Origin of the sequence: Saccharopolyspora terrae (assembly GCF_004348435.1) — a bacterium.
In the GTDB taxonomy this organism is placed as follows: domain Bacteria; phylum Actinomycetota; class Actinomycetes; order Mycobacteriales; family Pseudonocardiaceae; genus Saccharopolyspora; species Saccharopolyspora endophytica.
This window is the reverse complement of record NZ_SMKS01000066.1, coordinates 1-20,813: the sequence shown is the minus strand read 5'-3', so window position 1 is coordinate 20,813 and position 20,813 is coordinate 1. Positions and strand designations below refer to the sequence as shown.

Here is a 20,813-nt window from a genome sequence, read left to right as displayed (position 1 = left end):
GAGCCAGGGCCGAGTCGTTGACCCCTTCAACGATCGACGTTACAGTTCCGCTGTTCGAAACGATCTGGAATCACATCTTCCCAGGTCAGGCCCGTTTTTTGGCTGCCGGAAAGAGCAAATCCGTCCGGCGGAAGGGGACCGAAGTGACGACCGCAGACCGCTCCTCACCGCCCGATTCGCGGCCTTCCGAATCCCACGCCGTCGGACGGCGCGGTTTCCTCGGTTACGTCCTGGCGGCACCGACGCTGGTCGCCGCCGCCGACCTGAACCTGCGCGCGCCCGCCGCGGAAGCCCAAGGGCTGCCGCCGGTCCCCTCGCCCGCCATCGCCGAGATCACCGACCTCAGCGACATGCTGGAGTACTCGGCCGCACCGACCGCGAACCTCATCACGGTCACGGTGAACACCGACGGCACCGTGTCCTTCGAGCTGCCGCGAGCCGAGGTCGGCCAGGGCATCACCACCTCCACCGCGATGATGATCGCCGAGGAGATGGACGTGCCGGTCGAGGACGTCCACGTCACCCTCGCCGACGCCCGGCCGGAACTGGTGTTCAACCAGATCACCGGCGGTTCCGGCACCACGCTGTCGACCTACACGCCGATCCGCGTCGCCGCCGCCGTGGCGCGCGGGCGCCTGCTGCAGGCCGCCGCCGTCGAGCTGGAGCAGGCGGTGGCGACGCTGCGCCTCAAGCAGGGCGTCATCACCGACCTGCTGGGCAACAGCATCGGCATCGGCGAGCTCGCCGCGAAAGCCGCGAGCGTGCGCACCGAGGAAGTTCCGGTGCAGCTCAAGGCGAACGAGAACTTCTCGGTCATCGGGACCCCGCACAACCGCGTGGACGCGCTCACGGCGGTGACCGGCCGGAAGAAGTTCGCGATGGACCTCAAGATCCCGGGCGCGCTCCCGACGATGGTGTGCAGGCCCCCGACGCTCAACGGGAAGGTCGGTTCGGTGCGCAACACCGACGCCGTGGCCACCATGCCGGGCGTCACCGACGTGGTCGCGATCTCGACCGGTGTCGCGGTGCGGGCGGAGACCTTCGGGCAGTGCATCGACGCGGTGCGCGCGCTGGAGGTCGACTGGAAACCCGGTACGGCGGAGGGCAAATCGGATGCTTCGGTGCTCGACGAGCTGCGGGCGGCCGAGATCCCGCTGGTGGCGCCGAAGGGCGAGACCAGCGTCGAGGGTGACTTCACCTTCTTCTTCCGCAGCAACAGCGCGTTGGAGACCAACTGCGCGATCGCCGACGTGCGGCGGGACCGGGCCGAGATCTGGTCGGCCCAGAAGAACCCGATCGTCACCAAGGAGACGATCGCCGCGGAGTACGGGATTCCGCTCAACGCGGTGAAGGTGCACGTCACCGAGGGCGGCGGATCGTTCGGGCGCAAGCTGTTCAACGACGGCGCCATGGAGGCCGCCGAGATCTCCCGCAAGATCGGCAAGCCGGTCAAGCTGATGTGGCACCGCGCCGACGACTCCCGCCAGGGCCGCACCCACCCGATGGCGACCTCGCGGGTGCGGGTCGGCGTCGCCGGGGACAGCGTGCTCAGCTACGAGCAGCGGCACACCAGCGTGTTCACCGACTTCAGCCACGGCTTCGGCGAGATCATCACCGCCAGCGCGGCGAAGCTGCCGGTCGCGGACGCGTCGTTCTCGCAGACGATCTTCACCTACACCCAGACCATGCCCTACGGCTTCGGGGCCACCACGCAGCTGCTCAACGAGACCGATCGCGGTTTCAACACCGGCAGCATGCGCAACATCTACTCCCCCGACGTCACCACCGCGCGAGAGCTGATCGTAGACCAGCTGGCCGCGACGATGGGCGAGGACCCCTACCGGTTCCGGCAGCGGTTCCTGCAGGAGGAGCGGCTCAAGGCCGTCCTGGACGAGGTCGCCGAAGTCGGCCGGTGGGGCCGATCGATGCCGGAGAACACGGCGCAGGGCATCGCGGTGCACACCGAGTACCGGGCGGCGATCGCGACGCTGGTGGAGATCGACTGCACGCCGGAGACGGTGAACCGGCCGATCCGCGACGCCGTCGCCGGCCCGCGCGTCACCAAGGTGGTCTGCGCGGTGGACATCGGGCTCGCGGTCAACCCGCGTGGCCTGGAGGCCCAGATGATGGGCGGCATCAACGACGGCATCGCCAACGCGCTGACCTCCAGCCTGCACCTGACCGACGGGTACTTCCTGGAAGCCAGCTGGGACAACTACTTCTACACCCGGCAGTGGAACTCGCCGCCGGAGCTGGAGATCATCATCATGCCGCCGACGACCGGCAAGCCCGGTGGCGCCGGTGAGCTCGGCGTCGCCTCGGCCCAGGCCGCGGTGGCCTGCGCCTACGCCCGCGCGACCGGTTCGGTCCCGACGAGCTTCCCGATCAACCACGGCACGTTGTCGTTCGAGCCGAAGCCGAACGTGCCGCCGATCCCGGAGTCGCCCACCGACGGCCTGCGCCACGCGCAGTGAGGACCTGGAGGAATTCTCGTGCCTGAGCACACCTTTCGACTCAACGGTGAACAGGTCACCGTCGACGTCGCCGACGACGTGCGGGTGCTGTGGGTGCTGCGCGACCTGCTGGGCGTGACCGGCCCGAAGTACGGCTGCGGCATCAACGTCTGCAAGGCATGCACCAGCCACATCAACGGCAAGGCGTTCAACCCGTGCTCGGTCTCGGTCGGCGACATCGCCGCCGAGGACGAGATCACCACGATCGAGGGCCTGCCCGACACCGTCGACGCCGAGCTGCACCCGATGCAGCAGGCGTGGCTGGACCAGGACGTCGCGCAGTGCGGCTACTGCCAGCCGGGTCAGATCATGGCGGCGGTAGCGCTGGTGCGCCGCGCTGCCGCCGGGGGACGCCAGATCACCGAGGCGGACCTCGACTCGATCCGCAACATCTGCCGCTGCGGCACGTACTTCCGGATCCGCGAGGCCATCAAGGCGGGCGCGGAGAAGATGTGACGCGTGGGGCGGTCGGGACCTCAGGTGCGAAGTCCCGACCACCCCATCCTCGCGAAGCTGGCCATCACCGCAGGTGAGAGCGCTATCCTGGAGGTGCTGGCGGGCGCTCCGCGCTGGCACGTGGAGCATTCGAAACCCCGCGCGGCGGAGCCTCCGGTCCCAGCGGCCGGAGGCTTCCGCCGCTCGCGGTCAGCCTCCGAGCAGCTTGTCGACCTGCTGGTGGACGGTCAGGATCGCCATCACGCCGAAGAGGATGATCGACCAGACCAGCGCGCCGAGGCGGACGCCGGAGACGCGGATCTGGGCGGGCAGCATCTTGCGGTTGATGGCGATCAGCAGGCCGGAGTAGATGAACATCATGACGCCGTTGGTGCAGGCCGAGATGATGGCCAGCAGCAGCGGCTGCCCCATGCCGACGGCGATGACGACCATGCCGGTGGCGCACAGCGACCAGACCAGGATCGCGTAGACCTTGCTCTCGGAGGCATCCGGGAAGTAACTCGTCTTGAGCACGTCCGCGGCGAGCCGGCAGGTGTAGTCGACGATGCCCAAAGCCGCCGCGAACAGCGAGAACGCGCCCACGATCCAGAAGAAGTAGCCGAACCAGCCGCCGGCCATGGCCGACATCTTCTCGCCCTGGATGCGCAGGAACGACACGTCGTTCTCCAGCCCGGGGTGGCCGAACACGGTGCCGTAGGCCAGCAGCGACATGAACATGATGGACAGGAACGTGATGAGCACGAAGGTCATCAGCTGTTCCTTGTTGGCGAAGCGCCACCAGGCCTTCCAACGGTCCATGTTCTCGTCGGTGGCCGGGAAGATGAACCCGGCCTGCCCGCGGGCCTCGGTCTCCCCGGTCAGCGGGGAGACGATCTTCGGCACGTAGTGGCCCATCCCGAAGCCCTTGTCCCGAATCCAGTTGCTCTGCACGAGGTTCTGCCCGCCACCGGCACCGGCGAACGCCAGAGCACCCATCAGCACTGCGAAACCCAGCTCTGCGGCGGGAAAACCGGGCTGCGTGACCACGGTGGGCAGCGCCTGCCAGGTCTCGGCGCCGATCACGAACAGCGCGCCGATCGCGATGAGCAGCACGATCGCCGCGACCTTGAGCATCTCCGCGCGCTCCAGCGCGGTGTAGACCGCCGGCGCCAGCGTGAGGATCAGCCCCACCAGCAGCAGGATTCCCACCGCCACCAGGGACTTGTCACCGCCGATCGCGTAGGTGATCAGCGTCGCCGAACTCGTCGCCCACGCGGGCCACAGGTTGGCGAAGAGGGCCATGATCGCGAAGACCAGGCCCCAGTGCTTCCACAGCCGGCTGAAGCCGGTCACCGCGGTCTCGCCGGTGGCCAGGGTGTAGCGCTCGATCTCCATGTTCAGGAAGTACTGCGTGACCAGGCCCAGCAGCGCTGCCCACACGAAGGTCAGCCCGACCTGGGAGGTGATGTAGGGGAAGAGGATGAACTCACCGGTGGCCAGGCCGACGCCGGCCGCGACGATGCCCGGGCCGATCAGCCGCCACTGGTTGCGCGGCGGCGCCGGCAGGTCGCGCACCTGCGGCCGCGGGATGTGCTTGTCGGGGAACGCCCTCTCCGGGCTCAGCGGGCTCGCTTCTTTGCGATCTGCCATCGTCGGTACCCTTGCTCGTGGTTGTCCTTGTCCTGAGGAAGGGCCAAGGTAAGCGCCCGAACAACAACCACGCGGAAAAGTAATACTTCTGTCGCCTACACCCTCCGTCACCGCTGGGTCGGGGTCTCGACCGGTGTCGGCGCCTGCCCGACCGGTTTTCCGACGAGGAAGGCGTAGCTGAGCGCTGCGACGATCGCGATCCCGCTGGCCGCCAGCAGTGCCAGCACGAACGAACCCGTCTCATCGACGATGATGCCGGTGATCAGCGGGGCGAAGGCGCCGCCGAAGTAGCCGCCGAAGTTCTGCAGGCTGCCCAGCGACGCGGTGATCCGCGCGCTGCCCGCGGTGGCCGCCAACGACCAGGCGCCCGCGCTCGCGGAGTTCATGAAGAACTGGGCCAGCGAGATGCACACCAGCGCCAGCGTGGTGCTCGGGGTCAGCGCCACGGGGATCGTGCAGAGACCGCCGACGACAAGACCCGTGCAGATCGGGATCTTTCGCGCGGCCATCGTCGGAACGCCCCGGCGCACCAGGAGATCGCCGAAAGCTCCGCCGGCGAGCATGCCCAGCGTTCCGGCCAGGTAGGGCACGACCAGCGCGATCCCGGTGTCGGCAACGCTCAGCCCGCGCTCGCTCTCCAGGTAGGCGGGAAGCCACGTCAGGTACAGGTAGATCGAGTAGATGACGCCGGAGAAGCCCAGCACCATGCCCCAGGTCGTCCGATGGCGCAGGAGCCCGGCCCACTCCTTGATCGACACGGGCTCCGGCTCGTCCTCGGCCTCGACCTGCCTCCGGTCCCGGTGGACGGCGAACCAGATCAGCGCGAGCACGATGCCGACCACACCGGCGATGACGAACATCGTCCGCCACCCGTAGGACAGCATCAACCAGGTCAGCAGGGGTGGGGCGATGGCGGGTGCGATGGTGGAGGCGGCGTTGAACAAGCCGACCGGGAGTCCCCGCGACTCGCGCGGCCACCACTCGGAGACCACCTTGGCCCCTCCGGGAAACGCCGGAGCTTCACCGAGGCCGAGGAACATCCTGCCGAACAGCATCTGCTTGAAGTTCGCGGCCAGGCCGCAGAACGCCTGCGCGACCGACCACAGCAGCAGTCCGCCACCGAGCACCCGCCGCGTTCCGAATCGGTCGAGCAGCCCACCGGCCGGGAGCTGGGCGAAGGCGTAGGCCCAGGAGAACACCGAGAGCAGCAAGCCCATCTCGGTCGGACCGATGCCGAAATCATGTTGCACGCTGTGGTTGGCGATGGCCAGCGTGCTGCGGTCGATGTAGTTGACGATGCCGATGAGCAGCAGCATCACCATCAGCACGATCCGCATCCGCCGGATTCCGGCTGGTGCTCCCAAGACCCACCTCCAGGACGACGTTGTCCAGCGGCGCGACCATAGGTTCCCGAACGCCGCACCGGAGAGCACTTTTCAGGCGGTGGTCAGGCCTTTCCCGCGATGATCGGACAAAAGGGACCCGAACTCGGGTGTTTCGGTCACCGATCGTCCAGGGCTTTCGAGGCGGAGTCCTTGGCCTTCACCGCTCGCTCGTGCTCCTGACGCGCTGCTTTGAGGTCGCGGCGCCGGTCGCGCAGCTCCGCATCGGCGTCGGCGAGCTCCTCGCGGAGGCGTTCGCAACGCTCCTGCGCCTCCTCGCACGCGGCTTCGGCGCGCTGGAGGGTTTCGCTCGCGGCGTCGAGTTGCTCTTCGGTGTCCCGCAGCCGGTGCCGCAGTTCCAGCAGCTTCGCCTCACCGGTGTCCTCGCTGCTCTTCGCGGGCCGCTTCGCTCGGGGTTTCTGGGCGGTGGACTGCCTGCGGATGGCTGCTGCGGCGAGGTCGTCGAGGCCGAAGCCGCTGTACTCCAGGGGCTTGGTCAGCGTCGCCTCCTGGACTTCGGCCGCGGCCTCGGGGTCGGAGAGCGCGGCCGTGAGCGTTCGCGAGATCTGCTCGCGTCCGGCTTGGGCGAGCTCGTACCCGCGTTCGGCGGCCAGCTCGACCGCTCGGGCGGTGAGGCGGTCGAGCAGGCGGGTGCGTTCGGCGGCCAGGTCGCGGAGCTCGTCGCCGCGCAGTTCGCGCTGGGCGTTGCGCAGCCGCTCGCCGAGGTCGTGCAGGGCGCGCAGCTCGCCCGGTTCGCGGTCGGCCAGCAGGTTCACCGCCCAGGCCGCCGTGGTGGGTTTGCGCAGCTTCTTGATCCGATCGGCCAGCTGGGCGTCGCCGGACTCGCGGGCGCGCGCGGCCGCCGCGTCCCGGGCGGTGACGAATTCCACCGGGTCGCCGGTGCGCAGTTCGCGAGCCACTTGTCGCAGGTCCACGACCTCAACGTGCCACCAGCGGAGTCCGCGCGCGAGATTCGCGTTGGCGAGATCGTCCGCGCGCGGGCAGGCTGGAGCCATGACGGCATTGGAGCGTCCTCGCAACGGAAAGATGATCGCCGGCGTGTGCGCGGGCCTCGCCCACCGGTTCGGCCTGCCCGTGTTCCTGGTGCGGCTGGCTTTCGTGATCTCCTGCGTTCTGCCAGGCCCGCAGTTCATCCTCTACATCCTGCTGTGGATCCTGCTGCCGAAGGCCCGCTGAGGGTCACACGCGCCGTCCGGAATCTCTGCGCCCGGACGGCGTTGTACCCGGGGTGAGTCCTCGTCTGTCAGTGCTGGACCGCTCGCACATCCCGGTCGGCGGTAGCGCCCAGGAGGCGCTGCTGCAGACCGTGCGCTTCGCGCAGGAGGTCGAGCGGCTCGGCTACCACCGGATCTGGGTCGCCGAGCACCACGGCGTGCCCGGCGTTGCCGGAGCCGCCCCGACCGTGCTGGCCTCGGCGGTCGCCGCCGCCACCAGCCGGATCAGGGTGGGAACCGGCGGTGTCATGCTGCCCAACCACCAGCCGCTGGTGGTCGCCGAGCAGTTCGGCGTGCTGGGTTCGCTGTTCGGCGACCGCATCGACGTCGGGCTGGGGCGGTCGCTGGGGTTCACCGGCGGTATCCGCAAGGCGCTCGGCGCCGAGGACGCGAACCGCTTCACCGAGCAGCTCACCGAGCTGCTGGCCTACCTCGACGGCGGAGTCGCCGGCGTGCACGCGGTGCCCGCCGAAGGGCTCGACCTGCCGGTGTTCGTGCTGGCCACCCGCAACGCCACCAGCGCCGCCGAGCTCGGCCTGCCGCTGGTCATCGCCTCCCCGCTCGGCGAGCAGAAGATGCTGCGCACGATCGACGAGTACCGGCAGAACTTCCGCCCCTCACGCCGCACGGCTGAGCCCTACGTGGTCGTCGCCCGCTCCATCGCGGTCGCCGACACCACCGAAGCCGCCCGCCGCCTGCTCGTCCCCGAGGCCTGGGCCGGCGTCTGGTCGCGCACCAGGGGCGAGTTCCCACCCCTGGACGACCCGGACCGGATCCTCGCCCGCGACATGACCGACCGGGAGCGCACCCACTTCACCCGCGCCATGCAGGGCCACACCTACGGCACGCCCGACGAGGTCGCGGTCGCCGTGAAGGACCTGGTCGCCGAGACGGCCGCCGACGAACTGCTGGTCACCACCACAGCCCACGACCCCGACGACCGCCTCCGCTCCTACCGCCTCCTCGCGTCCCTCATCGGGTGACCGACGCCGTCCCGAGGGATTCGAGGTTGTCGCGGAAGCGCCCGGGGCCCTGCAGGGCTCGTTCGATCTCCTCCAAGCCGCGGCCCTTGGTCTCCGGCACCAGGTGGTAGACGAACACCCAGCACGCGACGTTCATGACGGCGTAGGTGGCGAACAGGCCCGTTCGACCGATCACCTCGATCGTGCTCAACGCGGTCAGCGCGATGAGCAGGTCGAACGCCCACACCGTCACCGAGGCCAGGCTCATCGCCAGCCCGCGCACGCTCAGCGGGAACACCTCGGGCCCGATGAGCCAGACTACGACCTGGATGCTCCCGCCGTTGAAGGCGATGTAGGCGATGAGCCCCACCACGACCAACCACTGCGTCGAGGTGGACAGCTGCGCAGGCACGAACGCGAGGGCCAGCACCGCCATGCTCGCCGCCGAGCCGGGTAGCAACCACAGCAGGATCTTCCGGCGGCCGATCCGATCGACCAGCAGCGTTCCCAGCCCGGCCGAGACGACCAGGGCGATGCCCACGCCGACGCCGGTCAGCATGGCCGATGCATCGCCGAAGCCGGCTTCGGACAGCATCGTCGGCGCGTAGTACACCATCGCGTTGATCCCGGTGAGCTGCGAGAACATCGCGATGCCCAGACCGACGAGCAACGCCGGGCGGACCCGAGGGCGCCGCAGCTCCCGCCAGCCGCCACCGCCCTCCCGGCTTTCGACCTCCTGGATCTCGGCGAGTTCGGACTCGATGTCGGTCTGCTGGCCGCGCACGCGCCGGAGCACCCCGCGCGCGTCATCGAGCCGCCCGTGCTTGATCAGCCAGCGCGGGCTTTCCGGCAGGAAGAGCATCCCGAGGTAGAGCACGACGGCCGGCAGGGCGGCCAAGGCGAACATCCAGCGCCAGCCACCGTGGTCGGCCAGCCCGTATCCGACCAGGTAGGAGATGAGCTGGCCGACGGCGACCATCAGCTGGAAGAAGACCATCAGCCCGCCGCGGATCCGGGCCGGTGCCAGCTCGGCGATGTAGACGGGCACCATTCCCGACGCACCGCCGACCGACAGGCCGAGCACGAAGCGCGCCAGGATCAGCGACGGGACGTCCGGCGCGAAGGCGGCCGCGACCGCGCCGAGGGCGAACACGGCCGCCACGGCGAACAGCACCCGGCGACGGCCGATCCGGTCGGCCAGGCCACCGGTCAGCAGCGCGCCGACGATGGCGCCGACGAGGATCATGCTGGTGACGAGTTCCTTCATCTGGGCGCTGAGCGCGAACTCATCGCTGATCAGCAGCAGCGCGCTGGAGATGATGCCGGTGTCGTAGCCGAACAGCAGGCCGCCCAGTGCGGAGATGGCGGCGATGACGTAGATGATCGGGTTCCAGGTGGGGGCGGGTCTTGACTCGGTCGGTGGCATGACGAGGGGGTCCTTTCTGGCTGCGGCGTTGGAGCCAGCACGCCTGCGGCGCGGGCGGGGTGGGTGCCGTCGAGCGGCGGATCTCAGTCGTGGCCGAGGTAGACGGTCTTGTGCCGGAGGTAGCGCCGGTACCCGTGCTCGCCGTCGTCGCCTCCCATCCCGGAGAGATTCCAGCCGCCGTGGAAGGCGTGGAGCTGCTCGGGACCGACCCTGTTGACGTAAACCTCGCCGAAGGAGAGGTCGTCGACGGCGCGCATCGCGGTGCTCAGAGCACCGGTGTAGACGTAGGCGGTCAGCCCGTAGTCGGTGTCGTTGGCCAGGTCGACGGCCTGCTCGTAGTCGTCGACGGGGATCACCGGCAGCACCGGGCCGAAGACCTCGTCGCGCACGATCTCGGCGTCGTTGCCGAGCCCGGTCACCACGGTCGGTTCGAACCAGTGGCCCCGCTCGAACTCCGCTCCGTCGGGACGGCCTCCGCCGCAAGCGATCTCGCCTCCTGCGGCCACCGCGCGGTCCAGGTAGTCGCGCACCTTGCGCCACTCGGCTTCGCTGACCTTCGGGCCCAGGCGGCTGGTTTCGGACATCGGATCGGCCGGAACCACGCGGCTCATCTCCTCGACGAGCCGGGAGACGAACTCGTCGTAGATCTCGCGGTGCACGTAGGTGCGCTCGTTGCAGGTGCAGACCTGACCGCAGTTCCACAACCGGGCGGCCGCAGCATCGGTCACCGCCCGATCGAGGTCGGCGTCGTCGAGGACGATGAACGGCGCTTTGCCGCCCAGTTCGAGGGAAACGGGAGTGACGGTCGCCGCTGCGGCGGCGAGGATCTCCTTGCCCGCCCGAGTCGAACCGGTCACCGTGACGAGGTCGCTCCGCGGGCTGCGCACCAGCGCATCGCCGAGCGTGGGGCCGGAACCGGTGATCACGTTGACCACGCCGTCCGGAACACCCGCTCCGGCGCAGATCCCGGCCAACGCCAACGCCGAGAGCGGGGTGTCCTCGTGCGGTTTGAGGACCACCGCGTTCCCGGCCATGATCGCTGGAGCGACCTTGCGCGCGAACAGCGCGGCGGGGAAGTTCCACGGGGTGATCGCGGTGACCACACCGCAGGGCTCATCGCGGATCAGCAGCTGTTCGTTCGGGCGTTCGGAGGGCAGCACGGTGCCGGAGGATCGGCGGTCGTAGGTGGCGTAGTAGTCGAACCAGGTTGCAGCGCCACCGATCTCGCCGCGCGCCTCACCGATGGTCTTGCCCTGCTCGGTGACCACGATGCGCGCGAGCTCCTCCTGGTTCTCGCGGATCGCGTCGGCCACCGCGCGCAGCACCTCACCGCGCTCGACGCTGCTGCGGCGTGCCCAGCTCCGTTGGGTGCGGTGCGCGGCCAGCAGGGCGTCCTCGCCCTCCTCCGGGCCGGCCTCGGCGACCTCGGTGACGACTTCGGCGGTCGCGGGGTTGAGCACGGGTCGGGTCCCGGAAGCGGAGATCCACTGCCCTGCGACGAAGATCGCGGGCTTTCCGGGCAGGAGTGGGAAGTTCATGGTGCACCTCTCGCTGCTCGGGTTCAGGACGTGACGATGCCGCCGTCGACGTTGTAGGTCTGGCCGGTGATGTAGTCCGATCCCGGGCCTGCGAGGAAGACCGCGAGCGGGACGACGTCCTCGGGCCTCTCCGCGCGTCCCAGCGGGATCGTCTCCGCGACGTCCTGGAAGTGGCGGCCGGGTTCCTTGCCCAGCAGCGCGCCGAACTGGCGATCCACCTCCTTCCAGTACGGCGTGTCCACCACGCCCGGCGCCATCGCGTTGACGTTGACGCCGTGGGGAGCCGCGGCCAGCGCCACCGACTGCGTGATCGAGATGACCGCGGCCTTGGAGGCGCAGTAGGCGGCGACGAGGGCTTCACCGCGGCGCCCGGCGATGCTGGCCAGGTTGACGATCTTGCCGCTGCGCTGCTCGCGCATCGGTTCGAGCGCGGCCTGGCTGGCGAAGAACAGGCCGTTGACGTTGATCGAGAAGATCCGGTCCCACTCCTGCGGGGTGGTGTCCCACACCGGTTTGATCAGGCCGACACCTGCGTTGTTGACCAGGACGTCCAGGCGGCCGTGCTGAGCGACCGCCTGGTCCACGACGGCCTTGCTCGACGCGGGGTCGGCGACGTCGAGGTGCGCGCTCTGCGCCGAGCCGCCGGCCGCCTCGATCTCGTCGACGACGGCCGTCGCTCCGTCCTCGTTGAGGTCGGCGACGATGACGTGGGCGCCTTCCGCGCCGTAGCCGAGCGCCATGGCCCGGCCCATCCCGGATGCGGCTCCCGTGATGATGGCGACCTTGTCCTGCAGCTGCATGGATTTCTCCTTCGATGACCGCGAGCGGAGTCGAACAGGCGTAGGAGACGTGCGGTGACCCGGCGGGCGTGCCGCCTGAAAGGCCTTGTCGTGCGGTCGCTCCGAGCGACCGGGTGGTGCGCAGGGCCCGTGACGGGTCCCGTTGGCATGGCAGTAAACGATGGAAAACGGGGCTCGCGCAAGACTCGCGGACGAAGTTTTTTCCATCGATTACCGAAACGCGTCGTACGCTGGCACCGCAACCGACGCAGCAGACAGGAGCCCCACCAGTGCCCGACCCCGCCACGCCGCCACCCGACTCCGCCGGCCCCCGGCGCACGGCGGGCCTGAGCCTCAAGGACGTCGCGAGCCTGGCCGGCGTGTCGACGAAGACCGTCTCCAACGTGCTCAACGACCGTCCGCACATCTCCGCCGGCACCCGCCGACGGGTCGAGGAGGCCATCGCCGAGCTCGGCTACCGACCGAACCCGGCCGCACGCCTGCTCAAGCAGGGGCGGACCGGCGTCATCGCACTGGCGATACCCGACATCGAACTGCCCTACTTCGCCGAGCTCGCGGCCGCGGTGCACCGAGTCGCCGAGAGGTTCGACTACACCGTCCTGCTCGACCAGACCGGCGGCGACGAGGACAAGGAGAGGTTGGTGGCCACGGGGTTCCGGGCGCACCTGATCGACGGCCTGATCCTGAGCCCGCTGTCGCTGCAACCGGAGGAGCTGCTCGACTGCGCCGCGCGACGCCCGACGGTGCTGCTCGGCGAGCGCTTCTACGACGTGCAGGTCGACCACATCGCGGTGGACAACGTCGCCGCCGGTCGGGATGCCGTCCGCCACCTGCTGTCCCGGGGACGCGAGCGGATCGCCATGATCGGCGAGGACGAGTTCTACGCGGGCCCGGCCGGACTGCGGAAGCGCGGTTATGTCGAGGCCCTGTCCGAAGCGGGTCTGGACGTCGACGACGACCTCGTCCTCTCCGCAGGCCTGTTCCAGCGCATCGACGGCATGCGAGCCACCCAACGGCTGCTGGACTCGGGCACGCCCTTCGACGCGATCTTCGCCTTCAACGACACGCTGGCGCTGGGCGCGATCCGCTGCCTGCACGACCACGGGCTCGCCGTGCCCGATGACGTGGCGGTGGTGGGTTTCGACGACGTCGAGGAGGGTCGGTTCAGCACCCCGCGGCTGACCACGATCGCGCCGGACAAGGAACAGATCGCCGAACTCGCCGTCACCCGACTGATGGGCAGGCTCCGCGGCGATCTCGACGACTCACCCCAGCTGTTCTCCACCGCCCACCGCCTGGTCGTGCGGGAGAGCGCCTAGCGCGGCGGGCCGGTCGAGCCCCGTTCCACGACCTCCGGCTCGCCCGGCACGACCACGTCGTGCGGCGCCTCGCCCGCGAGCTGCGCCAGCAGCGCGTCCACCGCGCTGGCACCGAGCTCCTGCAGCGGCATGGCGATCGTGGTCAGCGGCGGGTCCTGGTACTCGGCGAAGGGCAGGTCGTCATAGGTGATCACGGATACGTCGTCGGGAACCCGACGCCCCCGCTCGCGAAGCGCGTGCAGCACACCCACGGCCTGGGGCAACGTGCTGGCGTAGAGCGCGGTGAGCGGTCCCGGCTCCCGCAGCAGCAGGCGCGTCGCCTCAGCGCCCCCGGCCTCGCTGAACTCGGCACGAGCCACGGCCGGCTCCGGCAGGCCCAGCTCGTGGGTCGCGGCGAGGAACGCCGCCTCGCGGTCACGACCCGACGAGGTCTCGACAGGCCCAGCCACGTGGCCGATCCGGCGATGCCCGAGCTCGGCGAGGTGGCGCGCGGCGGCCGCGCTCGCCGAGCCGACGTCGACGGTGACGTTGCGCCCGGAGCCGTCGACCGCGCGGTTGACGAACACGTGCGGCACGCGCGCCAGTTCAGCGGTGTCCAGCAGCCGATGTCCCGGACGCGCCGAGGCGATGAGCAGCCCGTCCACCCGGCCCGACCCGACGAGATCGGTGAAGGCCTCATCGGCCTCGGTCTCGGGCGTGTCCTCGGCCAGCAACACCACGTACCCGAGCTGCCGGGCTCGCCGGTAGGCCCCGCGGATGACCCTGGAGTACACCGGGTTGGTCAGGTCGGGGATCAGCAACGCGACCGCCTTCGCCCTCGCCTGCGAGAGGGCCACGGCGCCCGCGTGCGGGCGGTAGCCCAGCCGCTGCGCGGCCGCCACCACCCGGCGGCGGGTCTCGGCCCGCGCCGACAAGGTCGGATCGTCGTTGAGCACGCGCGAGGCCACCGACTTGGTCACCCCGGCCAGCTCAGCGACGTCGCTGAGGCGCACGCGCCCGCGTGCGGCCTCGGGAGTTCGCCGGTCCACCCGCACCTCCGCTCGTCTCGGGACGCCATTGTCGCACGGAGAAAACCGGTTTTCTGAAGCGATGCAGCCCTCCGCGGCGGTTGACTCCGCCCGGTTCCGAGCTGTTACCTGTCTCGAATCGAGAAAACCGGTTTTCTCAAGGCATTTCCGCATTCCGGCGGGAAGGGGTCGCAATGGCCACGATCGATTCCGTGCAGGCGGACCTGTACCGGGTTCCGCTCGCCTCGGCGCTCACCGACAGCACCCACGGCGAGATGGTGGACTTCGAGCTCATCACGGTGCGGGTGCGCGACGCCGACGGCGCGGAAGGGCTCGGCTACACCTACACGGTGCACGCGGGCGGCGCGGCGGTGCACGCGATGGTGCAGCACTACTTCGCGGACCTGCTCCTCGGGCGCGACGCCGACGAGATCGAACGCCGCTGGCAGGACATGTGGTGGTTGCTGCACTACGGCGGCCGCGGCGGCCACGTCACCTCGGCGATCTCCGCGGTGGACATCGCGCTGTGGGACCTCAAGGGACGGCGATCCGGGCTTCCGCTGTGGCGGCTGTTCGGCGGTTACGACCCGCGAGTCCCGGTCTACGCGGGCGGGATCGACCTGGAGCTGCCGCTGCCGGAACTGCTGGCGCAGGCGGACCGGTTCCAGGACAACGGCTTTCGCGCCATCAAGATGAAGGTCGGACGAGCGGACCTGGCCGAGGACGTGGAGCGGGTCGCCGCGATGCGCGACCACCTGGGATCGACGTTCCCGCTCATGGCCGACGCCAACATGAAGTGGACCGCCGACCAGGCGGTGCGCGCCGCCCGCGCGCTGTCCGATTCGGACCTGTTCTGGCTCGAGGAACCCACGGTTCCGGAGGACTTCACCGGACACGCGAGAGTGCTCCACGAGGGCGGGGTTCCGGTCGCCACCGGCGAGAACCTGCACACCCTCGACGAGTTCCACCGGGCGATGTCGGAGTCCGCGGTCTCGTTCCCGGAGCCCGACGTCAGCAACTGCGGCGGCTACACGGTGTTCCGCAAGATCTGCGCGCTGGCCGAGGCCCACCACCTGCCGGTCACCTCGCACGGCGTGCACGACCTCACGGTGCACGCCCTCGCCGCCGCGCCCAACCGCACCTACATGGAAGCCCACGGCTTCGGCCTGGACGCCTACCTGGCCCAACCCCTGCACATCGACGACGGCCACGCGGTGGCTCCCGAGCTGCCCGGGCACGGCGTCACCCTCGACTTCGACCGCCTCGAAGCCCTCCGCGCCTGACGCCCGGGAGACCACCATGACCAGACCAAGACCGGCCGAGCCCGCGGAGACGACCGCGCGCCGCGGCCTGCCCGGGATGCGCTGGGCCGTGCTCGGCACGAACATCGGTGTGCTGGTGCTCAACTACGGCGACCGCGCCGCCCTCGGCGTGGCCGCGCCGCTGATCATGGCCGAGTTCGGGTTCAGCCAGACCACGATGGGCCTGATCATGAGCGCCTTCGCGCTCACCTACGCGCCGGCGTGCTTCCTCGGAGGCGCGCTGTCCGATCGGTACGGGCCGCGGCGGGTGATGGCGGGCTCGGTCATCTGGTGGTCGTTGTGGACGGCCGCGACCGCCGTCTGCTTCAACGTCCTCACGTTCGTCGTGCAGCGCCTCATGTTCGGCCTCGGCGAAGGCCCCCAGGGTGCGGTGACCGCGCGAACCATGGCCAACTGGTTCCCCAAGCGGGAGTACGCGACGGCGGTGGGCCTGTCCTTCGCCGCCAACCCGCTCGGCGCGGCCATCGGGACCCCGGTCGTGACGGCGCTGCTGGTGTGGTCGGGCCACACCTGGCAGATGCCCTTCCTGGTGCTCGGCGGTGTCGGCGTGCTCGTCGCGGCCGCCTGGTACGCGGTGCTGCGCGACCGGCCGGAACAGCACCCGCTGATCACCGACACCGAGATCCGGCACATCACCTCCGGTGTGCTCGCCCGACCTCCGGAGACGGACGAGGCACCGCCGGTGCGCCACTACCTCCGCCAACCCGCCGTGCTCGCCAACGCCTTCGCCTTCTTCGGGTTCAGCTGGGTGCTGTTCATGTTCCTGTCGTGGTACCCGGTCTTCCTCACCGAGGAGCACGGCATCGACCTGGAGAACCTGGCGTGGGCCGGTGCGCTGCCCTGGATCGCGGGGGCGATCGGGACCGCGCTCGGCGGCATCATGTCCGACCGCATCGCGCGCCGCACGCAGGCGCCGTTCGCGGTGCGGCGGTGGTCGGCGGTGGTGTGCCTCGGCGCCGGTGCGCTGCTGTGCCTGCCGGTCGCCGCAGTCGGCGGCACCTTCTCGGCCGTCGCTCTGCTGGCCGCCGCCCTGCTGCTGCTCTACCTGAGCAACGCCCAGTTCTTCGCCCTGGTCGAGGACTGCGTGCACCCGGCTCGTCTCGGCGCGGTCACCGGATTCGTGCACTTCTGCGCGAACCTCGCGGCGATCGTCGCCCCGGCCGCCACCGGATTCCTCGTCGACCGCCTCGACTCCTGGCCCGCGGCCTTCGGACTCGCCGGCGGCCTGGCCCTGGTGGGAGCGCTCGCACTCGCGGTGGTCCGCCGTCCGCAACCCACCACCGCATGACCGACACACGGGAGGGGAAGACCATGTCGTCTGAGATCGCCGTCGTCACCGGAGCCGGTTCCGGCATCGGGTACGCAACGGCGCAGGCCCTGGCTGCGGACGGGTTCCGCGTGCTGGCCATCGACATCGACGCGGAAGGCGCGCAGCGAGCGGCGAGGTCGGTGCGCGACCGGGGTGGTGAGTCGATCGCCGCGGCCTGCGACGTGCGCGACGCGGCGTCGTTCGCAGCGGCGCTGGAGGAATCCCGGCAGCGCTGGTCCGCTCCGCCGACGCTGCTCGCGAACGTGGCGGGCATCGGCGTGGCCGCCACGGTCACCGAAACGGATCCGAACGACTGGGACCGCGTGCTCGGCGTCAACCTGACGGCTCTGTTCCACACCTGCCGGGCGGTGCTGCCGTCGATGGTCGAGGCCGGATCGGGCGTGATCGTCAACGTGGCATCGGTTTCCGGGCTGGTCGGTGTCCGCAACCGCGCCGCCTACTGCGCTTCCAAAGCGGGCGTGATCGGGCTGACCCGGTCGATCGCGGCGGACTACGCGCACCTGGGCATCCGCGCCAACGCCATCTGCCCCGGCACGGTGGCCAGCGAGTGGATCGACAAGATCCTCTCCCACTCCCCCGACCCGGAGGCCGCGCGTCGGCAGATGGAGGACCGCCAGCTCGACGGGCGGATGGGCACCCCGGAGGAGATCGCGAACGGGATCGCCTTCCTCGCCGGTGCTCGCTTCGCCAACGGCAGCGCGTTCGTCATGGACGGCGGCATGACCGCGGTCTGAAACCCGCTCTTCGACCACGAGAGAAGGAAGTTCGCTGTGCACCTGGTCAGCTACCTGGACAACGGAACCGAAGCGCTGGGCCTGCTCGTCGACGGGCACGTGGTCGCGGCCCGCGACTGCGACGCGCAGGCGCCGACGACCATGCGCGAGCTGCTCGACGCCCCGGAACGCGTCCTCGCCGTCCTGCGGGCGGCGAGGCCGACCGGCGGCAAGCCGATCGACGAGGTCGACCTGCTCGCACCGCTCCCCCGCCCCACCAACGTGCTGTGCGTCGGTCGCAACTACCGGGAGCACGCCGAGGAGGAGGGTCAGAACGCGCCGGAGGCTCCCGCGCTGTTCCTGAAGACCACCACCTCGGTCGTCGGCCACCGCGACGACGTCGTCTGGGACCCGACCTACACGACCCAGGTGGACTACGAGGCGGAGCTGGCCGTGGTCATCGGCAGCACGGCGCGCCACGTCGGCGCCGACCGGGCGCTGGACCACGTGCTGGGGTACACGTGCCTCAACGACATCAGCGCCCGCGACCTGCAGTTCGCCGACCTCCAGTGGTCTCGCGGCAAGTCGCTGGACACCTTCTGCCCGATGGGGCCCGCGCTGGTCACCACAGATGAAGTGGGCGATCCGCAGCGGCTGGAGATCCGCTGCCTGCTCAACGGGGAGGTCGTCCAGCAGGCCAACACCGCCGTGATGCACCACTCCGTCGCCGAGGTCATCGCCTACTGCTCGCGAGCGATGACGCTGCATCCCGGCGACGTCATCGCCACCGGAACCCCCGGCGGCGTGGGCATCTTCCGGCAGCCACCGCTGCTGCTGCGCGACGGCGACGTGGTCGAGGTCGACGTCGAGCGCGTCGGCAGGTTGGTCAACCGCTGCCGGACCACCGAGCACCGCATCAGCTGAGGCCGCGTCGGACGTGGCCTGGGGGTTGGTGTTCTCGGTCGACGTCGCGGCCGTGGCTGGAGTCGAGCTGCCAGGGGACGCTGACGACGACCACACCGGGTTCGAAGCGCAGCCGCCAGGTCAGCCGCAGGGCGCTCTGGTTGTGCAGCAGCCCCTCCCACCAGTGGCCGACGACGTAATCCGGGATGTAGACGCACACCAGGTCGCGCGGTCCGGAACGGCGGAGCTCCTTGATGCGGTGCACGAGCGGTCGGGTGATCTCCCGGTACGGCGACTCCACGACCTCCAGCGGGAAGTCGATGCCGAGGCGTTCCCACTCGCTGCGCAGCAGGTGCGTGTCGGACTCGTCGACCTCGACGGTCAGCGCGGTGAGCGTGTCCGGCCGGGTGGCGCGGGCGAACGCCAGCGCCCGCAGCGTCGGTTTGTGGACCGCCGACACCAGGACGACGGCGTGCACCCGGCTCGGTGAGGGCAGCTCCCCGGACTCCGGTTCCAGCTCGCGGCGAACCTGCCGGTAGTGCCGGTGGATTCCGCGCATCAGCAGGAACAGCAGCGGGATCGCCAGCACCACGAGGTAGGCGCCGTGGGTGAACTTGGTGGCCAGCACGACGCACAGCACGGTGGCCGTGAGCACCGCGCCGACCGCGTTGATCAGCCGCGCCCGGTGGATCCTCCCCCGGGCGCCCTCCCCTCGCCGCAGCTCGTGGTTCCAGTGCCGCACCATGCCCAGCTGGCACAGCGTGAACGACGCGAAGACGCCGACGATGTAGAGCTGGATCAGCGCCGTCACCGACCCGCCGAAGGACGCGATCAACACCGCCGAGACGACGCCCAGCACGATGACGCCGTTGGAGTGCGCCAGCCGGTCGCCGCGGGTGTGCAGCTGCCGCGGCAGGTAGCGGCGCTGCGCGAGCAGTGAGCCGAGCATCGGGAAGCCGTTGAACGCGGTGTTGGCCGCCAGCACCAGGATCAGCGCGGCCGCCGCCTGCACCACGTAGAACATCACGCCGCCGTCGCCGAACACCGCTGCGGCCAGCTGCGCGATCACGGTTCGCTGACCGCTGCTGCGGCAGTCCCCGGGGAACCCGATCAGGTCGCACGGGTTCTCCGCCACCCGCACCCCGGCGACCACCGCGAGCGCGGTGACACCGCTGAACAGCCCGATCGCCAGCCCTCCCATGATCAGCATGGTGCGCCCGGCGTTGCGCTCCTTGGGGCGGCGGAAGGCGGGCACCCCGTTGGAGATCGCCTCGACGCCGGCCAGCGCCGTGCACCCCGAAGCGAAGGCGCGCAGCAGCAGGAACAGCAGGGCGATCCCGGTCAGGTCGGTCTGCTCGGGCCGGATGCCCCAACCGGCGCTCTCGGCCACCGGCGGATGACCGACCGCCGCCTGCACGAGCCCGACCACCACCGTCAGCCCCATCGACACCACGAACAAGTAGGTGGGGACGGAGAACGCGCGCCCCGACTCGCGAGCGCCGCGCAGGTTGACCGCGACCAGCAGCACGACAACACCCACCGCCACCCACACCCGCGACGGGTAGAGCGCGGGCACCGCCGACACCAGGTTGTCCACGCCCGCGGCGACCGAGACGGCCACCGTCATCACGTAGTCCACCATGAGCGCCGCGGCCACCACGAGGCTCGAATTCCGGCTGAGGTTGCGGGCCGCGACCTCGTAGGACCCGCCGCCGCTGGGGTAGGCGTGCACCACCTGGCGGTAGGAGGCGACCACGACCGCCAGCAGCAGCACGACGCCCAGTCCCACCCACGGCGCCAGGTGCAGCACCGCCAACCCGCCCAGCGACAGGATCAGCAGGATCTCCTGGGTGGCGTAGGTGACCGAGGACAGCGGGTCGCTGGCGAAGACCGGCAGCGCGAGCCGCTTGGGCAGCAGGGTCTCGCCCATCCGGTCGCTGCGCACCGGAGGTCCGAGCACGAGACGCTTCGCCACCTGCCGAAACGAGGCCATCGCCCCAGGCTAGGTTCGCCTCCGCAGCCCCACCGACGAACTACTGCGTACGAGTGGTCTCCCGGATTTCAGCGGAACTCAACTTCCCGATTTCCACTGAAACCCCGACCCCGACTTCCACTGAAATCGGGACCCGAGTCCCACTGAAGTCCGGTACTCGATTTCCACTGAAACCCGGGACCGGACTTCCACTGAAACCCGGGACCGGAGTTCCACTGAAACCCGGGACCGGAGTTCCACTGAAATCGGGGGTCGGAGTTCCACTGAAATCCGGGTTTCTTGGGG

General features: G+C 70.0%; 17 protein-coding genes. 9 read left to right on the top strand and 8 right to left on the bottom strand.

The window, feature by feature from the left end; genetic code table 11:
- Window positions 1–143 precede the first annotated feature (143 nt).
- Window positions 144–2,474, top strand: coding sequence for a molybdopterin cofactor-binding domain-containing protein (locus E1181_RS25985; protein ID WP_132678700.1), 2,331 nt, complete (start codon window positions 144–146; stop codon window positions 2,472–2,474).
- Between the two features lie 18 nt (window positions 2,475–2,492).
- Entirely contained in the window at window positions 2,493–2,969 is a 477-nt protein-coding gene (locus tag E1181_RS25980) for a (2Fe-2S)-binding protein (protein WP_132678698.1), read from the top strand.
- A 189-nt stretch (window positions 2,970–3,158) separates the two neighbouring features.
- On the opposite strand, the gene E1181_RS25975 is transcribed toward E1181_RS25980, so the two are convergent.
- The 3 genes from E1181_RS25975 to E1181_RS31590 all read right to left on the bottom strand — a co-directional run bounded on the left by E1181_RS25975 (window position 3,159) and on the right by E1181_RS31590 (window position 6,996).
- Window positions 3,159–4,598, bottom strand: a complete 1,440-nt coding sequence (locus tag E1181_RS25975; RefSeq protein ID WP_132678696.1) for an Nramp family divalent metal transporter — start codon at window positions 4,596–4,598, stop codon at window positions 3,159–3,161.
- A gap of 107 nt (window positions 4,599–4,705) precedes the next feature.
- The gene (locus tag E1181_RS25970; protein WP_207922320.1) at window positions 4,706–5,962 is read right to left on the bottom strand and encodes an MFS transporter; all 1,257 of its coding nucleotides are present in this window, start codon (window positions 5,960–5,962) and stop codon (window positions 4,706–4,708) included.
- A 137-nt stretch (window positions 5,963–6,099) separates the two neighbouring features.
- On the bottom strand, window positions 6,100–6,996 hold the full coding sequence (locus E1181_RS31590) for a hypothetical protein (protein WP_165944756.1): 897 nt from the start codon (window positions 6,994–6,996) through the stop codon (window positions 6,100–6,102).
- Here E1181_RS31590 and E1181_RS25960 point away from each other — a divergent pair.
- Both E1181_RS25960 and E1181_RS25955 read left to right on the top strand, forming a co-directional pair.
- Window positions 6,995–7,177 carry a PspC domain-containing protein gene (locus E1181_RS25960; RefSeq protein WP_132678695.1) on the top strand — a complete coding sequence of 61 codons (183 nt, stop codon included), beginning with the start codon at window positions 6,995–6,997 and terminating at the stop codon, window positions 7,175–7,177. The two genes, E1181_RS31590 and E1181_RS25960, sit on opposite strands and share 2 nt — an antisense overlap.
- Before the next feature lie 64 nt (window positions 7,178–7,241).
- Window positions 7,242–8,198, top strand: a complete 957-nt coding sequence (locus E1181_RS25955) for an LLM class flavin-dependent oxidoreductase (RefSeq protein ID WP_408010672.1) — start codon at window positions 7,242–7,244, stop codon at window positions 8,196–8,198.
- Here E1181_RS25955 and E1181_RS25950 read toward each other — a convergent pair.
- The 3 genes from E1181_RS25950 to E1181_RS25940 all read right to left on the bottom strand — a co-directional run bounded on the left by E1181_RS25950 (window position 8,188) and on the right by E1181_RS25940 (window position 11,941).
- Window positions 8,188–9,603, bottom strand: coding sequence for a sugar porter family MFS transporter (locus E1181_RS25950; RefSeq protein ID WP_132678691.1), 1,416 nt, complete (start codon window positions 9,601–9,603; stop codon window positions 8,188–8,190). The two genes, E1181_RS25955 and E1181_RS25950, sit on opposite strands and share 11 nt — an antisense overlap.
- Before the next feature lie 83 nt (window positions 9,604–9,686).
- Entirely contained in the window at window positions 9,687–11,141 is a 1,455-nt protein-coding gene (locus E1181_RS25945; RefSeq protein ID WP_132678689.1) for an aldehyde dehydrogenase family protein, read from the bottom strand.
- A gap of 23 nt (window positions 11,142–11,164) precedes the next feature.
- The gene (locus tag E1181_RS25940; RefSeq protein WP_132678687.1) at window positions 11,165–11,941 is read right to left on the bottom strand and encodes a glucose 1-dehydrogenase; all 777 of its coding nucleotides are present in this window, start codon (window positions 11,939–11,941) and stop codon (window positions 11,165–11,167) included.
- A 269-nt stretch (window positions 11,942–12,210) separates the two neighbouring features.
- Between E1181_RS25940 and E1181_RS25935 the strand changes: the two genes are divergently transcribed.
- Window positions 12,211–13,260, top strand: a complete 1,050-nt coding sequence (locus tag E1181_RS25935) for a LacI family DNA-binding transcriptional regulator (protein WP_207922319.1) — start codon at window positions 12,211–12,213, stop codon at window positions 13,258–13,260.
- Here the strand turns inward: E1181_RS25935 and E1181_RS25930 are convergent.
- Window positions 13,257–14,288: a LacI family DNA-binding transcriptional regulator gene (locus tag E1181_RS25930; RefSeq protein ID WP_207922318.1), complete on the bottom strand. Its 1,032-nt coding sequence runs from the start codon at window positions 14,286–14,288 to the stop codon at window positions 13,257–13,259. The two genes, E1181_RS25935 and E1181_RS25930, sit on opposite strands and share 4 nt — an antisense overlap.
- Before the next feature lie 173 nt (window positions 14,289–14,461).
- Between E1181_RS25930 and E1181_RS25925 the strand changes: the two genes are divergently transcribed.
- The 4 genes from E1181_RS25925 to E1181_RS25910 are packed head-to-tail and all read left to right on the top strand — an operon-like array spanning window position 14,462 to window position 18,556.
- Window positions 14,462–15,550 carry a mandelate racemase/muconate lactonizing enzyme family protein gene (locus E1181_RS25925; protein ID WP_132678683.1) on the top strand — a complete coding sequence of 363 codons (1,089 nt, stop codon included), beginning with the start codon at window positions 14,462–14,464 and terminating at the stop codon, window positions 15,548–15,550.
- 16 nt (window positions 15,551–15,566) lie between these two features.
- Window positions 15,567–16,877, top strand: a complete 1,311-nt coding sequence (locus E1181_RS25920; RefSeq protein ID WP_132678681.1) for an MFS transporter — start codon at window positions 15,567–15,569, stop codon at window positions 16,875–16,877.
- Between the two features lie 23 nt (window positions 16,878–16,900).
- Entirely contained in the window at window positions 16,901–17,653 is a 753-nt protein-coding gene (locus E1181_RS25915) for an SDR family NAD(P)-dependent oxidoreductase (protein ID WP_165944755.1), read from the top strand.
- 36 nt (window positions 17,654–17,689) lie between these two features.
- Entirely contained in the window at window positions 17,690–18,556 is an 867-nt protein-coding gene (locus E1181_RS25910; RefSeq protein ID WP_132678677.1) for a fumarylacetoacetate hydrolase family protein, read from the top strand.
- On the opposite strand, the gene E1181_RS25905 is transcribed toward E1181_RS25910, so the two are convergent.
- Window positions 18,549–20,528 (bottom strand): APC family permease, encoded by a 1,980-nt coding sequence (locus E1181_RS25905; protein ID WP_132678675.1) that lies wholly within the window; start codon window positions 20,526–20,528, stop codon window positions 18,549–18,551. The genes E1181_RS25910 and E1181_RS25905 overlap by 8 nt on opposite strands.
- Window positions 20,529–20,813: the final 285 nt, after the last annotated feature.

Bases quoted from the DNA above. Each gene is read 5' to 3' on its own strand.
- E1181_RS31590 (WP_165944756.1), bottom strand. From the start codon at position 6,996: ATGGCTCCAGCCTGCCCGCGCGCGGACGATCTCGCCAACGCGAATCTC.
- E1181_RS25945 (WP_132678689.1), bottom strand. From the start codon at position 11,141: ATGAACTTCCCACTCCTGCCCGGAAAGCCCGCGATCTTCGTCGCAGGG.
- E1181_RS25920 (WP_132678681.1), top strand. From the start codon at position 15,567: ATGACCAGACCAAGACCGGCCGAGCCCGCGGAGACGACCGCGCGCCGC.
- E1181_RS25940 (WP_132678687.1), bottom strand. From the start codon at position 11,941: ATGCAGCTGCAGGACAAGGTCGCCATCATCACGGGAGCCGCATCCGGG.
- E1181_RS25950 (WP_132678691.1), bottom strand. From the start codon at position 9,603: ATGCCACCGACCGAGTCAAGACCCGCCCCCACCTGGAACCCGATCATC.
- E1181_RS25915 (WP_165944755.1), top strand. From the start codon at position 16,901: ATGTCGTCTGAGATCGCCGTCGTCACCGGAGCCGGTTCCGGCATCGGG.
- E1181_RS25925 (WP_132678683.1), top strand. From the start codon at position 14,462: ATGGCCACGATCGATTCCGTGCAGGCGGACCTGTACCGGGTTCCGCTC.
- E1181_RS25960 (WP_132678695.1), top strand. From the start codon at position 6,995: ATGACGGCATTGGAGCGTCCTCGCAACGGAAAGATGATCGCCGGCGTG.
- E1181_RS25905 (WP_132678675.1), bottom strand. From the start codon at position 20,528: ATGGCCTCGTTTCGGCAGGTGGCGAAGCGTCTCGTGCTCGGACCTCCG.
- E1181_RS25975 (WP_132678696.1), bottom strand. From the start codon at position 4,598: ATGGCAGATCGCAAAGAAGCGAGCCCGCTGAGCCCGGAGAGGGCGTTC.